Source organism: Flavobacterium sp. HTF, from assembly GCF_003105115.1.
In the GTDB taxonomy this organism is placed as follows: Bacteria; Bacteroidota; Bacteroidia; order Flavobacteriales; family Flavobacteriaceae; genus Flavobacterium.
Window position 1 is genome coordinate 38047 of sequence record NZ_QETH01000016.1, and the last position, 16783, is coordinate 54829.

General features: G+C 37.8%; 9 protein-coding genes. All 9 read left to right on the forward strand.

The window, feature by feature from the left end; translation table 11 throughout:
- Positions 1–11 precede the first annotated feature (11 nt).
- The 9 genes from DCO46_RS07205 (at position 12) to DCO46_RS07245 (ending at position 16745) form a co-directional block, all read left to right on the forward strand.
- Positions 12–1637: a RagB/SusD family nutrient uptake outer membrane protein gene (locus DCO46_RS07205; protein ID WP_116751887.1), complete on the forward strand. Its 1626-nt coding sequence runs from the start codon at positions 12–14 to the stop codon at positions 1635–1637.
- Between the two features lie 26 nt (positions 1638–1663).
- On the forward strand, positions 1664–2788 hold the full coding sequence (locus tag DCO46_RS07210) for a SusE domain-containing protein (protein WP_116751888.1): 1125 nt from the start codon (positions 1664–1666) through the stop codon (positions 2786–2788).
- 62 nt (positions 2789–2850) lie between these two features.
- Positions 2851–4035: a glycoside hydrolase family 76 protein gene (locus DCO46_RS07215; RefSeq protein ID WP_165828865.1), complete on the forward strand. Its 1185-nt coding sequence runs from the start codon at positions 2851–2853 to the stop codon at positions 4033–4035.
- 149 nt (positions 4036–4184) lie between these two features.
- Positions 4185–5993, forward strand: coding sequence for a glycoside hydrolase family 2 protein (locus tag DCO46_RS07220; protein WP_116751890.1), 1809 nt, complete (start codon positions 4185–4187; stop codon positions 5991–5993).
- The gene (locus tag DCO46_RS07225) at positions 5994–8300 is read left to right on the forward strand and encodes a GH92 family glycosyl hydrolase (RefSeq protein WP_207784956.1); all 2307 of its coding nucleotides are present in this window, start codon (positions 5994–5996) and stop codon (positions 8298–8300) included.
- Between the two features lie 37 nt (positions 8301–8337).
- Positions 8338–9768 (forward strand): glycoside hydrolase family 125 protein, encoded by a 1431-nt coding sequence (locus DCO46_RS07230; protein ID WP_116751891.1) that lies wholly within the window; start codon positions 8338–8340, stop codon positions 9766–9768.
- A gap of 30 nt (positions 9769–9798) precedes the next feature.
- On the forward strand, positions 9799–11979 hold the full coding sequence (locus DCO46_RS07235) for a GH92 family glycosyl hydrolase (protein WP_116751892.1): 2181 nt from the start codon (positions 9799–9801) through the stop codon (positions 11977–11979).
- Positions 11980–12043: 64 nt separating this feature from the next.
- Positions 12044–14002 carry a glycoside hydrolase family 97 protein gene (locus DCO46_RS07240; RefSeq protein ID WP_116751893.1) on the forward strand — a complete coding sequence of 653 codons (1959 nt, stop codon included), beginning with the start codon at positions 12044–12046 and terminating at the stop codon, positions 14000–14002.
- Between the two features lie 40 nt (positions 14003–14042).
- Positions 14043–16745 (forward strand): glycoside hydrolase family 78 protein, encoded by a 2703-nt coding sequence (locus DCO46_RS07245; protein ID WP_207784955.1) that lies wholly within the window; start codon positions 14043–14045, stop codon positions 16743–16745.
- Positions 16746–16783: the final 38 nt, after the last annotated feature.

Genomic DNA, 16783 nt, shown 5'->3' on the forward strand with positions numbered 1-16783 from the left:
AAAAAATCAAAATGAAAAATATATTTAAACACATAAAATTCATACCATTAGTATGCTTACTATTGGTAAGTTGTGAAGGTTTGGACCAGGCACCGGAAGACCGTTTTACAGATTTTAATTACTGGACAAGTACAGATAAAGCGCAATTGATGCTGAACACGGCTTACTCACAAATGCAAACCAGTCAATATTTCTTTTATAACGAAGGACTTTCTGATAATGCTTATAACGGAAGAGGTGATAATGCTGGAGCAGCGTCTATTGCAGCCGGACTTTACGATCCTTCTTTAGGAAGATTAAAAAGTGAATGGAACGACAGATATCGTGGAATTAAATCTTGTAACGTACTATTAGAAAATATTGACAAAGTACCTAATGCGGACCCTGCTGTCATTGCAAGAATGAAAGCAGAAGCCCGTTTTCTGAGAGCGTTTCAGCATTTTCAGTTAACAACCTGGTTTGGAGCTATTCCTCTTTTAGAAAAAGATCCTTCTTTGGCAGAAGCAACAACAATTGGGAGAACTTCACACGCAGAAGTCGTTCAGTTTGTACTAAACGAATTGGATGCTATAATGCCGGCATTACAAAAAAACGATCAGCTTGGCGATAAAGAAAAAGGTAGAATTACGATGGGAGCTGCTGCCGCTTTAAAAGCACGAGTTCTTTTATATGAAGGCAGATGGGCAGAAGTTATAGAAGTGACACAAAAGTTTATGGCTATGGCCTATGGACAATATAGTTTGTTTCCTTCTTATGAAGGTCTTTTCCAACAGCAAAACGAATTCAGCAGCGAAGATATTTTGAGTTTGCAATACGTGCCTATAGATAGAAGGTGGAATGAATTTATTGATATGGCGCCAATTTCTGCTGGTTCAAGACTAAATGCACTTGCTCCAACACAAGAATTAGTGGATAGTTATTTGATGCTTAACGGAAAAAAAATTAACGAAACGGGATCAGGATACAACGAAAATAATCCTTATGTAAACAGAGATCCAAGACTTACTTACACTGTTGTATACGATCAATACAATTGGAAAGAGGCTAATGGAAGTTCACACATAATTTACATCAAGCCGGGGTCTTCTCCAACCAATTTTCGTCCAGATGAATACGCGGCAGGATCTTCTTCAACACCAACCGGATACTTTACTCGTAAATATTATGATGTAAATCACGAAGCTGATTTAAATTCAGGACTAAATCTGATGTTGTTTAGATATGCTGATATATTACTTATGTATGCAGAGGCTAAAAATGAACTTAGTCAGATGAACAGCACTGTTTGGGATCAGACCATCAGAGTTTTAAGATCTCGTGCAGGTTTTACAGATGCGGGTGCTCTGGCGTACAATAGCGCATTAGGACAAGCAGGACTTAAGGAAGTAATCAGAAATGAGCGTCGTGTAGAATTTGGAATGGAAGGTCTTAGAATCTTTGATATCAGAAGATGGAAAATAGCGGAAAATGTCTTAAACGGATACGCACACGGAGCCAAATTTGGTATCTCATCTATAGACAATGGGTACTTAAGAGTAAACTTAAGAAGTTTTGACCCTGAAAAACATTATTTATGGCCAATACCAAGAGATGAACGTTTGATTAATACCAATTTATCTCAAAATCCAAACTGGTAAAACTAACTAACCTAATAAATAAAAACATGAAAAATATATATTCAAAATTAGTATTAATACTATGCGCAGTATTTCTTGTAAGCTGTGATAATGACGAACTAAGTCATACCAATGTAAGTGCAGTAAATGCTCTTTATTCACCGGCTAATAACAAGTTCTTTGATCTTAATGCACCGAATGGTTCAGCAGTTTTTGAATGGGAAGCAGCTAAAGCAGAAGATAACGGAGTGGTACTTTATGATGTAGTATTTGATAAGGAAAACGGAGATTTCTCAAAACCGGTTTATGTAATGCCTTCTGATGGTGGTGGGCTTCAAAAAACACTAACACTTTCTTTTTCGGCTTTGAACAAAATTGCAGTATTAGCAGGTTTGCCTTCTGAAACTGTCGGAAAATTAAAATGGACTGTTCATTCGTCTAAAGGTATTAACGTTCAGACATCAGCAGTATCTGGTATTTTCGAAGTGCAAACACCAAGCGGATTCCCGGCTCCTGATCAGTTGTTTATTACAGGAACAGGTTCTGAAACAGGAACAACAGTTGCTAATGCGCAAGCTTTCAAAAACATAGGTAATAGTAGATTTGAAATTTATACTAAGTTAAGTGCGGGTACTTATAAATTTATCACAAGAAAAAATGGTACTCCTGAAGTTTTTTCTATCAATAATGGTAAATTAAAAGAAGATGGTGAAACAACTTATACAGGAGCTGATAAAGTATATAAAATTGTAGTTGACTTTAGTACAGCAGTAACAACCTTTACAGAAATTACTAAAATAGAATTATGGTTCCCTCCACGCAGCGAGTACATGTTTGAGTATGCTTATGCAGGTGGCGGTATCTGGAAAGCAGCCAATAAAAAGATAGAATTTAAACAAGAATCATGGGGTAGAGATGAGCGTTACAAATTTAAGTTTACAGTTGTAAATGGTACAACTACAAGCGAAGAATGGTACGGAAGCATCAACAGAGACAACAGCAGACCTGACGCAAATACAGCAGCATCATTCTGGTACATGGTTCCGGCATCAAGTGATTTCTGGGATAACTGTTTCAAATTTGCTTCGGCAGTAGATAACAAAAATGTAAACGCAGAAATCAATTTCAGTGCAGCTTCACCAGCATATACACATAGTTTTACAATTCTATAAATAACCCATGACGTCTCTTGAAGATTGTCTTTGAGAGACGTCATTATTAAATGAAATATATTATGAAAAAATTATTTTCAACACGCTATACTGTCTTATTACTTTGTGTAGTAGGATTAGGGTTATTGACTGTTTCATGTGATGATGATCCTATTCCGTTACGTGATCCAAATGCTGAGGTTGGGCCCGAATTTAAATATACATGGGCTAAGACAGCCGACTCTTTACAGCTTTCAACTTATAACAATTACTTAGGTTCAAACGGTACATTTGTGCAGAACAATGCCGGAAACAGTACCTTCAATTACTGGCCAAATGCACACGTTCTTGATGTGTTGGTTGACGGTTATTTAAGAACCGGAGATGATCATTATGTAGGCAAAATGAAAGCATTGGTACAGGGAATCAAAGTTAAAAACGGAAATACCTACAACAACGTTTTTAATGATGATATGCTTTGGCTTGCCAATTCCTGTCTTCGTGCTTTTGATGCTACAAATGATCAGGAATACAAAGATGTTGCCGACTTTTTATGGGAACGAATTAAATTGAGCTGGAGTGACAATGTTTTTGGAGGAGGTATTACGTGGAAACAAGATACACCAAAACAAAAAAATGCAGTATCAAATGCCCCGGCTGCAATTCTTGCCCTGAGACTTTATGAAATTGACAATGACCCGGATGATTTGGTTTGGGCTAAGAAAATTTATGCATGGCAAAAAGCAAACCTTGTAGACCCTGCTTCAGGAGCTGTTTGGGATAATATTTCAGAGACCAATGGTGTAATTACAACCAACAAAGACTGGGTTTTTACCTATAACATGGGAACATGGATTGGTGCCGGTTTAAGATTATACAAAGCTACAAATGAGCAAGGCTATCTTGATGATGCAGTAAAATCAGGAAGAACCGTTTTAACAAGTCCGAAATTAGTTTCCGAAGGTCTTCTTAGAGACGAAGGTCAGGGTGATGGAGGATTGTTTAAAGGTATTCTGGTACGTTATTTTACAGAACTAATCGAGCAGCCTACTATCAATGCTACTGATAGAGAAAAGTTTGTGGCTTTCTTAAAATTTAATGCAGAGTCATTCTACAAAAAAGGAATATTAAGACCAACAATGCTTTCAGGAAACAACTGGAAAGTTGCCCCTTCAGCTGGTGGAAGCGTTGATCTTACAACCCAGTTAAGCGGGGTTATGTTAATTGAAGCAGCTGCCAAGCTGGAAAAAGACGAATTTTTTGATTAATAATAAGTAGTTTGTTTAGTAATTTTTGTAACACCTGAAGGAAATCAACATCCTTCAGGTTTTATATTATGTTATCTGTTTCATAAAACCAGAAAATTAAGATACAAAATCCTTCAGGAAACAATTTTCCGGAATTCAAAAAAAATACAATGAAGAAAAAAATCACAATTATACTTTTTCTTTTTGTAGGCCTTTCATCATTTGCCCAATGGAAGCCGCAAGGAGATAAAATAAAAACAAAATGGGCTGAACAGGTAGACCCCAATCATGTGCTTCCGGAATATCCACGACCTATAATGGAAAGAGAGCAATGGAAAAATCTAAATGGTTTATGGAACTACGCGATACAACCCGCAGGACAAACAGCACCAAAAGGCTATGACGGAAAAATACTCGTTCCTTTTGCAGTTGAATCAAGCCTTTCGGGAGTAATGAAGAAAGTAGGATCAGAAAACGAACTGTGGTACGAAACTAATTTTACAATTGACAGCAACTGGAAAAGTAAGGATGTTTTATTGCATTTTGGTGCGGTAGACTGGAAAACAGAAGTTTGGATCAATAATATAAAAGTAGGAACGCATACAGGAGGATTTACACCTTTTAGTTTTAATATAACGCCTTTCCTAAATGGAAAATCCCAAAAACTGGTTGTTAAAGTCTGGGACCCAACAAGCGACGGAACACAGCCAAGGGGAAAACAGGTTAAGAATCCTGAAAGTATCTGGTACACACCAGTAACCGGAATCTGGCAGACAGTCTGGTTAGAACCGGTAAGCAAAAAACATATTGTAAATCTGAGAAACACACCGGACATCGATCGTAATGCAATCAGTATCGCTACAGAAGTAGAAGGAAGCGTTGCAGGTGATATTGTTGAAATTACGGTATTTGACGGCACAAAAGCAATTGCAACAGAAAAAGCCGTTGCAGGTCAGTCTTTGGATATTGTACTTAACAATCCAAAATTATGGTCACCAGATTCCCCATTTTTATATGATATAAAAGTGAAACTTATTAGTGGAGGAAAAGTAATTGACGAAGTGAAAAGTTATTTTGCCATGCGCAAAATTTCTTCCAAAAGAGATGACAAAGGCGTTGTGAGAATTCAGTTAAATAATAAAGACTGTTTCCAGTTTGGACCCCTTGACCAGGGATGGTGGCCTGACGGATTATATACTGCGCCAACAGACGAAGCCTTAAAATATGATCTTGTCAGAACAAAAGAATTAGGTTTTAACATGATCAGAAAACACGTAAAAGTAGAACCGGCAAGATGGTACACGCATTGCGATAAAATGGGCTTTCTGGTATGGCAGGATATGCCAAATGGAGACGATGGTCCAATTTGGCAAATGCACAAATATTTTGAAGGAACAGAACTTAAGAGAACTGCACAATCTGAAGAAACATACAAAAAAGAATGGAGAGAGATTATGGATCACCTGTATTCTTATCCAAGTATTGTGGTTTGGGTGCCGTTTAACGAAGCTTGGGGACAATTCAAAACAGTCGAAATTACAGAATGGACCAAAAATCATGACCCAAGCCGACTGGTAAATTCATCAAGCGGAGGAAACCATTTCCAAACCGGGGATATGTTAGACATTCACCATTATCCCGAACCAAATTTGAAGCTGTATGATGCCCGCAGAATTACCGTTTTAGGAGAATATGGCGGAATTGGCCTTCCGGTTACCGGACATTTATGGCAGACAGATAAAAATTGGGGTTACACACAGTTCAAGAATAATGACGAAACCACAGCCAAATACAAAGAATACGCAGAGCAGCTAAAAACGCTGGCAAAAGTTGGTTTTTCTGCAGCAGTTTATACCCAGACTACAGATGTTGAAGGCGAAGTAAACGGCTTTATGACATACGACCGTAAAGTTGATAAAATGAATTTTTCTGAGGTAAGTAAAATAAACAAAGAAGTAATTAACTCTATTAATAATTAGATTTTGACAAAAACGAAATACAATATTATTTTGGGGTTATTAGCCTTTTTTGCTTGTGCTTCCGTCAATTCGCAAAATACGCAGGTAATAACACCTCAGGAACCTATAGACTGGGTAAATCCTCTAGTTGGGACAGATTCTGATTACGGAATCTCCAACGGAAATACATACCCGGCCATTGCAATGCCATGGGGAATGAACTTCTGGACGCCACAAACAGGTTCTATGGGCGATGGATGGGCTTATACCTATAAATCAACCCGAATCAAAGGTTTCAAACAAACACATCAGCCATCTCCGTGGATGAACGATTACGGGCAATTTTCAATAATGCCCGTTACCGGTACACTGAAATTTAAGGAAGAAGAAAGACAAAGCTGGTTTTCGCATAAAGCAGAAAAAGTGACGCCGTATTATTACAGTGTTTATTTGGCTGACTATGATGTCACGACCGAAATTACACCAACAGAAAGAGCAGCCAGATTTAGATTTACTTTTCCGGAAACGGAGAACGCCTACATTATAGTGGACGCTTTTGACAAAGGATCTTATGTAAAAATAATTCCGTCAGAAAGAAAAATTATCGGATATACCACAAAAAACAGTGGCGGAGTTCCTCAAAATTTCAAAAACTATTTTGTAATCCTGTTTGATAAAGATTTTCAGGTAAATTCAACATTCAATGGCGATATTTTAGGAAATGCTTTAGAAATGCTGGCAGATCATGCCGGAGCAGTTATCGGTTTTAAAACTAAAACAGGAGAAAAAGTCAATGCACAGGTTGCGTCCTCTTTTATCAGCTACGAACAGGCCGAAAGAAACCTGAAAGAAATCGGAAATGATAATTTTGATGAACTCAAAGAAAAAGGAAAGCAAATCTGGAATAAGGAACTGAGCAAAATAAAAGTAGAAGGAGGAACGCCGGATCAAATGGGAACTTTTTATTCCTGCCTGTACCGTTCGCTTCTTTTTCCGAGAAAGTTTTATGAGTTCGATAAAAATAACAAAGCAGTTCATTACAGCCCGTACAACGGAAAGGTGCTGAAAGGCTATATGTTTGTGGACACGGGTTTCTGGGACACTTTTAGGGCTTTATATCCTTTTTTAAACCTGATGTATCCGGAATTAAACACCCAGATGCAGGAAGGACTTTCAAATGCATACAACGAAAGCGGATGGCTGCCGGAATGGTCAAGTCCGGGATTGCGTGATATTATGGTTGGAAATAATTCAGCGTCAATTGTATCCGAAGCGTATTTAAAAAGCGGAAAAGTAAAACAATATGACATTGAAAATTTATACAAAGCTGTCATTCACGGAGCCAATAATGCCGGGCCATTAAAAGCAGTTGGGCGTGCAGCCGCAGATTCGTATAATACTTTGGGTTATGTGCCGCATGATGTGGTAAACGAAAGTGCCGCCCGTACACTTGAATACGCTTACGATGATTTTGCGATTTATCAATTGGCGAAAGCCTTAAACAAACCGCAGGCAGAAATTGATTTATATAAAAAACGAAGTTTAAATTATAAAAACCTTTTTGACCCGAAATATAATCTAATGCATCCTAAAAACAAGGATGGAAATTTTATGGAACCTTTTGATCCCTTTCAATGGTTTAACGGATTTACTGAAGGAAACAGCTGGCATTATTCCTGGTCTGTTTTTCATGATGTGCAGGGCTTAATCGATTTGATGGGAGGAAACAAAACCTTTATTTCGCAACTGGATAAAGTATTTTCTTCACCGCCCGTTTTTGCTACTAAAAATTTTACCGGAGGCGTGATTCACGAAATGAGAGAAATGCAGATTGCCAATATGGGACAATATGCGCATGGAAACCAGCCAATCCAGCACATGATTTATCTTTACAATTATGCTGCAGAACCGTGGAAAGCACAATATTGGGTAAGAGAAACGATGAACAGAATGTACCACGCAACACCGGACGGTTATTGTGGGGATGAAGATAACGGACAAACTTCGGCCTGGTACGTTTTTTCTTCTCTGGGTTTTTATCCTGTAACTCCGGCATCTGATCAATATGTTATAGGCGCTCCTTTATTTAAAAAAGCAACGATTAAGCTTGAAAATGGTAAAACAATCGAAATCAATGCTGCGGAAAATAACGATCAGAACCGATACATTAAAGAAATGAAATTCAATGGCAAAACCTACCCTAAAAACTGGTTAAGCCACTCTGAACTGATGAATGGCGCGACATTGGATTTTAATATGTCAGCAACACCAAATCACACAAGAGGCATTAGCAAAGAAGATGCACCTTACTCATTAACAAACGAATAAAAAAAAAGGGTTACCTTCAATTAAAAAATATACAATAATGGAAAGAAGAAAATTTATACAGAACACAGCTTTATTTGGTAGTTTGGCACTTATCAACCCGATGGAAATAATAGCGGGAACTAAGATGGTGAAAGATTTTCCTATTGTAAGGACAGCAAAAGATAAAAGAAATTTTGAAAGCGAATTTATCGAAAAAACAATCGCTGAATTCCAAAAAAATGTAAAAGACAAAGAACTGGGATGGTTATTCAATAACTGTTTTCCAAATACGCTTGATACGACCGTAACGTATGCACAAAAAAACGGAAGACCTGACACGTATGTGATCACCGGAGATATCGATGCCATGTGGCTTAGAGACAGCTCTGCGCAGGTTTGGCCGTATATGGCTTTTGCCGGGAAAGATTTAAAATTAAAAAACCTGATTGCCGGTGTTATAAACAGGCAGACAGAATATATTTTGAAAGACCCTTATGCAAATGCTTTCTACAATGACCCGAACAAAAAAGGTGAATGGACAACCGATCATACCGATATGAAACCGGGCGTTCACGAAAGAAAATACGAAATTGACTCCCTTTGTTATCCAATTAGACTTAGCTACAATTACTGGAAAAACACCAAAGACGTTTCTCCATTTGATGAAAATTGGGTAAAAGCCATTAAAACAACCCTAAAAGTATTTAAAGACCAACAGCAAAAAGACGGTAAAAATCCATATACTTTTCAGAGAACAACACAATTTGCTACAGATACAAGACCTTTAAAAGGGTACGGATATCCCGTTAAACCAGTTGGTTTGGTTTGTTCTGCCTTCAGACCAAGTGATGATGCGACTGTTTTTTCTTTTCTGATTCCATCAAACTTCTTCATTGTAGCAAGTATGAAACAAGCTGCAGAAATGTTTGAAACCATTATAAAAGATACCGCTACAGCTCAGGAATTAAGAGCATTGGCAGCAGAAGTAGATCAGGCAATTAAAGATTACGGCGTTGTAAAACACCCTAAATACGGAGATATATTTGCTTTTGAAGTAGATGGATTTGGAGGTCATTTAATGATGGATGATTCTAACGTACCAAGTTTATTGAGCCTTCCTTATTTGGATGCCATAGACGTAAAAGACCCAATTTATCAAAACACAAGAAAATTTGTCCTTTCAGAAGACAATCCGTTTTTCTTTAAAGGTAAAGTGGCAGAAGGAATCGGAGGTCCGCACGTGGGTATGGATATGATCTGGCCAATGTCATTGGTAATGAGAGCCTACACAACTTCAGATGCAAACGAAATAAAAGACTGTATCAGAATGCTTAAGGCATCTCACGGAGACACTGGTTTTATGCATGAATCGTTCCACAAAGACGATGCTAAAAATTTCACCAGATCGTGGTTTGCGTGGACCAATACATTATTCGGGGAATTATTATGGGATACTTATAAAACGAACCCTAAATTACTGGAACTATAACTATTTAACGGCTTTTTAAATTATTATAAAATGATAAAATTTAACAAGAATATCGTTCTTGCAGCCCTTTCTATGTCAATTTTTGGCTTTAATGCGGCAGCACAAAAACCCGGTGGCGGACCATCAAAAGGAAAATATACCGCTTTGGTAAATCCGTTTATCGGGACAGCCCCCTTATTAGACACTAAAATAATCGGATACACACCACCCGCAGATATGCGCGTTTGGGCAGGACTCGTTTTTCCGGGATCCTCAGTTCCAAACGCAATGGTTCAGCTGAGTCCGATGACCAAATACAGATCAGGAGCAGGTTACGAATATGAAGACAAAGAAATTTTAGGATTTACACATACCAACAAAGGACACTGGAATCTTTGTCATATTCCGCTTTTACCCGTATCAGACGGAGCAACATATCCGTACAAATCATCCTTTAGCCACGATCAGGAAAAAGCAAGCCCTGCTTATTATGAAGTATATTTAAAAGACTATGAAGTACAGGTAAAACTAAGTTCAACCCTTCGTTGCGGTGTACACGAATATACTTTTAAAAATAACAAAGGAAGAAAAGTCCTTTTTGATCTCGGAAAAGCCAATAATCATGTAGACGACTGGCAAATTAAACTGGAAAATGAAAATGCCGTTAGCGGATTTCAAAGAACCGGTGGCGAAAAAATATATTTTTATGCGACTTTAAGCAGTCCAATCGAAAAATTAGACACCAAAGACATTGCCAAAAGCGGCGGTTATACATTGGTAAATATCAAAGACGGGGATGCAAAACCGGTAACCGTTAAGATCGCCTTATCTTTTGTGAGCGCAGAAAATGCCAAAGAAAACCTGAAAGCCGAGGTAGGAGATAAAAACCTGACGAAGATTTTTCAGGAAGGAAGCACCAAATGGGAAAACATGCTTTCTAAAATTCAGGTAAAAGGCGGAAATGAACAGCAAAATGTAATGTTTTACAGTATGTTGTACAGATCGTTTTTGTGGCCTGCCTTAAGAAGCGACGTAAACGGACAATTTATTGACGAAGCCGGAAAAGTGCGAAAAGAAAATTACCATTATTATACCCTTCCTTCCTTATGGGATGATTACAGAAACAAACTGGTTTTACTAAGCATATTTTCGCCGGATGTTACCAGCGATGTTATCAGTTCCATTATTAACGAAGGCGAAATCAAAGGCTTTATTCCGACATTCTTTCACGGAGACCACGCAGCCTCTTTTATTGCAGGTTCTTACATGAGAGGAATCCGAAACTATGACGTTAAAAAAGCTTACGAGCTATTATTAAACAATGCCTACAAAGAAGGCGGCACAAGACCTCATATTGCAGAATATATTGCAAAAGGCTATGTTCCCGAACAGGATATTCAGAATCCGGTAGTAGAAACCAAAGCCAATGCAGGCGTTACCAAAACCCTGGAATATGCTTATGATGATCATGCCCTTTCGTTACTGGCCAAAGAACTAAACGATACAGAACATTACAATGATTTTGTGAAACGTTCAAAAAACTATGCAAACGTTTTTGACAAGGAATCTACTTTTATGCGAGGAAGGCTTGCAGACGGTAAATGGGTAACACCTTTCAATCCTGAGTTTCCTTATTACGAATACATGTACAGAGAAGCAAACGCATGGCAGCTTTCATTTTTTGTACCTCATGATATGCCGGGACTGGTAAAACTTTACGGAGGCGATAAACCTTTTGAAGATAAACTGGATGAGTTTTTTACAAAACCATGGAACCCGAATTACATTGCCTGGAATATCTCTGGTTTTATCGGGCAATACTGCCACGGAAACCAACCCGATCATGAAGCGCCTTTTTCGTATTATTTTATAAACAAACCGGAAAAATCGCAAAAAAGAATAGATGAAATATTAGAAACCATGTACGGAATTGGTCCTGAAAAACTGGCCATGTCGGGAATGGATGATGCGGGCGAAATGTCTTCCTGGTATGTTTTTGGAGCATTAGGATTGTATCCGTTATCTCCGGCTGACCCTGAATATATAGTGACGGTTCCCATTTTTAATGAAGTAGCGTGGACAACGCCTGCCGGAAAAAAAGTAACCATCAAAAACCCGAATGGGAAAAGAGACTTGGAAGAAATAAAAGTAAATGGTACTAAAATTAACGGCTATTATATTTCGCACGATTTATTCAAAAATGGCGGTGAAATACAAGTAATCACAAAATAAGCTGTATGGTATAATCTAATGACGTCCCAAAATATGGGACGTTATTTTTATAAAACAATTTTATATGAAAACGATTAAATTATTAACCTGCCTTTTTTTTGTTTTTGGATTGTTTAAAGGCTATTCGCAGCAAAAAAAGTTTGAAGTAATTTCACCAAACGGAGAAATAAAAGCTTCCGTTTCAGTAGAAGACAAAATCTATTATTCCGTTAGTATTGACAATGAAATACTGGCATCAAAAAATCATTTGGCCTTAATACTCCGTAATGAAACTTTAGGGGCAAATCCAAAATTAACAGGCAGTAAAACGGGAAAAATTAATGAAATAATTAAACCTGTAATTCCGATAAAATTTTCATCCGTTTCCAATACGTATAATTATTTGGTTTTAAATTTTAAAGGAGGATATTCAGTAGAATTTCGTGCTTTTGACGAAGGTATAGCCTATCGTTTTATAACAGCAAAAAAAGGAGAAATCGAGGTACTTGATGAAGATTTTTCGGTTAATCTGCCAGACGATTACCTACTGCATTTACAACAAACCGGAAATTTTAAAACCTCTTCTGAAGAAGCCTATTCGCAAACTTCTGTCAAAGACTGGAAACCTTCGGATAAAATGTCGACACTTCCAATTTTAGCCGATTCCAAAAAACAATATAAAATACTAATCAGCGAATCTGATTTGTCTGATTATCCGGGAATGTTTTTAAAAGGAACCGGGAACGGAGTTGTATCAACTTTTCCAAAAACACCTTTAGAATTTGGCCCGGACGGTGACCGAAGCCTTCAGATTTTAAAAGAAGCAGATTATATCGCAAAAACGAGCGGAACAAGAAATTTTCCGTGGCGTTATTTTGTCATTACAAAAAATGACAAACAGCTTATTGAAAACACCATGACCCTTAAACTTGCACCAAAAAGCGAACTGAAAGATGTGTCGTGGATAAAACCCGGACAAGCCAGCTGGGAATGGTGGAATGGTGCAACACCTTATGGCCCGGACGTCAATTTTGTATCGGGATATAATTTAGATACCTATAAATATTACATCGATTTTGCATCCAGATTTGGTATCAGATATATCATTATGGATGAAGGCTGGGCAAATTCGACAACAGATCCCTATTCGCCAAATCCGAATGTAAATGTTCATGAATTGATTCGTTACGGCAAAGAAAAAAATGTTGGAATAGTTTTATGGTTAACCTGGCTTACTGTCGATAAAAATATGACCCTTTTTAAAACCTTTAAAGAATGGGGAATTGCTGGTGTAAAAATCGACTTTATGGATCGCAGCGATCAGGTAATGGTGAATTATTATGAAAAAGTAGTCAAAGAAGCCGCTCAGCATCAGATATTTGTAGACTTTCACGGTGCTTTTAAACCTTCCGGTTTAGAATACAAATATCCAAACTTATTATCTTATGAAGGAGTAAGGGGAATGGAACAAATGGAAGGATGCAGACCGGACAACAGTTTGTATCTTCCTTTTATGCGCAACGCTGTCGGGCCAATGGATTATACTCCCGGCGCGATGATCAGCATGCAGCCCGAAGTGTACCGATCCGAAAGACCAAATTCTGCAAGTATCGGTACGAGAGCGTATCAGCTTGCCTTGTTTGTGGTTTTTGAAAGTGGCCTGCAAATGTTAGCCGACAATCCGACCCTTTATTACAGAGAAAAAGAATGTACCGATTTTATCACTTCAGTTCCGACCACCTGGGACGAAACCAAAGCACTGGAAGCAAAAACCGGACAATATGCCATCGTTGCCAAAAGAAAAGGCAATAAATGGTTTGTGGGCGGAATTGTAAACGGATCAGAAAAAGAACGCTCTTTTGACATAAAATTAGATTTCCTAAAGTCAAAAAAATACAAAATGACATCGTTTGAAGATGGCATTAATGCAGGATATCAGGCAATGGATTACAGAAGAAAAACGACTGAAGTGAATAACACAGATAGCGTAAAAATCAAAATGGTCAGAAACGGAGGCTGGGCAGCAGTATTCGAAGAAATTTAAAACCGGATAATTTAGATCAATGACAAAAATTAGAAAACTAATGATGTTAGAAAAGAATCAAAAATGGGCTAAAACACTATACCTGTTTTTGGTTTTTCTGTTAATGAATTTAGCAGGCTATTCTCAGGTACCTGTAAATCTCCGGTGTGAACATCTTGATAATCCATTAGGAATAGACGTATTACAACCCAGACTTTCTTGGCAGTTAAGCGGGAGTGGAAAAGAAGTAATGCAAACAGCATATCAAATCGAAGTCGCAACTGATTCAATTGCTTTAACCCAAGGCAAAGGAACTGTCTGGAATACTGGAAAAATAGTTTCAGAAGCTGTTTTAATCCCTTATAACGGAATAGCGCTGCAGTCTTTTACCACCTATTTCTGGCGGGTAAAAGTGTGGAACAGCAAAAACAATATGGAGATTTCAAAAACAGCACGTTTTGAAACCGCCTTGTTACAGGCTAATGACTGGAAAGGCAGCTGGATATCGGATTCTCATGATATGAATTACAAACCTGCCCCTTATGTCAGAAAAGAAATAACGACCGACAAAACGATAAAAACAGCCCGTGCATATGTGGCAGCAGCAGGATTGTATGAATTTTACATTAATGGAAAAAAAGCAGGAAACCGAATGCTGGATCCAATGTTTACAAAATTTGACAGCCGAAATTTGTATGCAACTCTCGACATTACTTCGTATTTACAAAACGGGAAAAATGCTTTTGGTGTTTTATTAGGAAATGGCTGGTACAACCATCAATCGACCGCAGTCTGGAAATTTGATAAAGCAATCTGGAGAAATCGTCCGCGTTGTCTGATCAATATCAGAATTACTTATTCTGATAACACTACAGAAACGATTGTTACCGACGAAACCTGGAAAACAACCGATAGCCCTGTAATTTTTAACAGTATCTACACGGGTGAACATTATGATGCCCGTAAAGAAATCAGCAACTGGAACAAACCTGATTTCAATGATAGTAATTGGGAAAAATCAATACTTGTCAAAGCTCCGTCACCAAAACTGGTATCACAACAATTATATCCTATTCGGGTGACTGATCGGTTAAAACCAATTAAGATTAATAGAGTTAATGATACTTTAACGGTATTTACATTTCCAAAAAATATTGCAGGAACAGTCAGCTTTTCAATAAAAAAGGCCCCAGCGGGAACAATTTTCAGAATAAAACATGCAGAACGTTTATATCAAAACGGCATGGTTGATCTTTCTAATATTGATTTGCATTACAGGCCAACAGATAATACCGACCCTTTTCAAACCGATATTTTTATTGCAAAAGGAAATGAAAAGGAAAGTTTTTCTCCAAAATTTAATTACAAAGGATTTCAGTTTGTAGAAGTGACCTCAAGTCAGCCTTTTAAACTGGAAGAAGATGGTCTTGTTGCGCTCGAACTGCACAGTGACGTTCCTGTTACGGGAAAAATCAAAACTTCTAATAAAGTCTTTAATAAAATCTGGGAAGCAACAAACAGTAGTTATCTGGCCAACTTATTTGGTTACCCAACCGATTGTCCGCAGCGTGAAAAAAACGGATGGACAGGTGACGCACATACGAATGTAGAAACAGGATTATATAATTTTGACGGAATCACGATTTATGAAAAATGGCTCGCAGACCATCAGGACGAGCAACAACCGGATGGCGGAATTTCTAATATCGTTCCGAACCCCGGAGCCTTTGGATATGAATTTGCTACCGGACCGGACTGGACCAGTTCTATTGCTATCATTCCGTGGAAAATATATGAGTTTTATGGAGATGCAGGTTTGTTGACCAAAACCTATCCGAATATAAAAAAATATGTTGACCTGATTGATCAAAAATATCCAAGTGGTATTACAGACTGGGGATTAGGTGACTGGGTTCCCGTTAAAAGTGTAAGTTCTAAACCACTTACTTCTACCATGTATTATTATGCAGATGTCCTGATTTTAGCGAAGACGGCAAAACTATTAGGCAAAACCGGCGATGCTGAACACTACTTCAAATTAGCCGAAAAAATTAAAACAGCGTTCAATGAACAGTTTCTAAATACAAGTACCTATTTGTATTGCAGCGGTACCCAAACCGAATTATCCGGTCCGTTATATTGGGGATTAGTTCCCGATGAATTTAGGAAAAAAGTAGCCGGTAATCTCTACAAAAAAGTACAGGAAACCAATTTTCATCTGGATGTTGGTTTATTGGGAACTAAGTCTTTGCTCAATGCATTAAGCGAAAACGGATATGCCGATGCGGCTTATAAAATTGCCTCACAGGAAGATTTTCCGTCCTGGGGCTATTGGATAAAAAATGGGGCTACAACATTATACGAAAACTGGCCGCTCAATGTTGAAAAAAATGATGCTTCCTTAAATCATATTATGTTTGGAGAAATAGGCGCCTGGATGTACAAAGGAATAGGAGGTATTTTTCCGGATGAAAATTCACCGGGTTTCAAGCATATTATTTTAAAACCAAATTTTGTCAGCGGACTTGATTTTTTTGAATCAGAGCATATTTCTCCTTACGGGAAAATTGTATCGGACTGGAAACGAAAAAACGAAAAAATACTTTACAAAGTAATTGTTCCGCCAAATACCAGTGCAACTCTGTATTTAGAAAAGAAAAGCACTTTTACTTGCAGCTCAGAGAATATTAGCATCACCAATGAAGGGTTGTATAACGTGATACAGCTTAAGGCAGGTTCGTATACCTTTAAAATTACCCCATAATGAGTGCTGTCAAAATTAAAATTTTACAGGAAATTTAA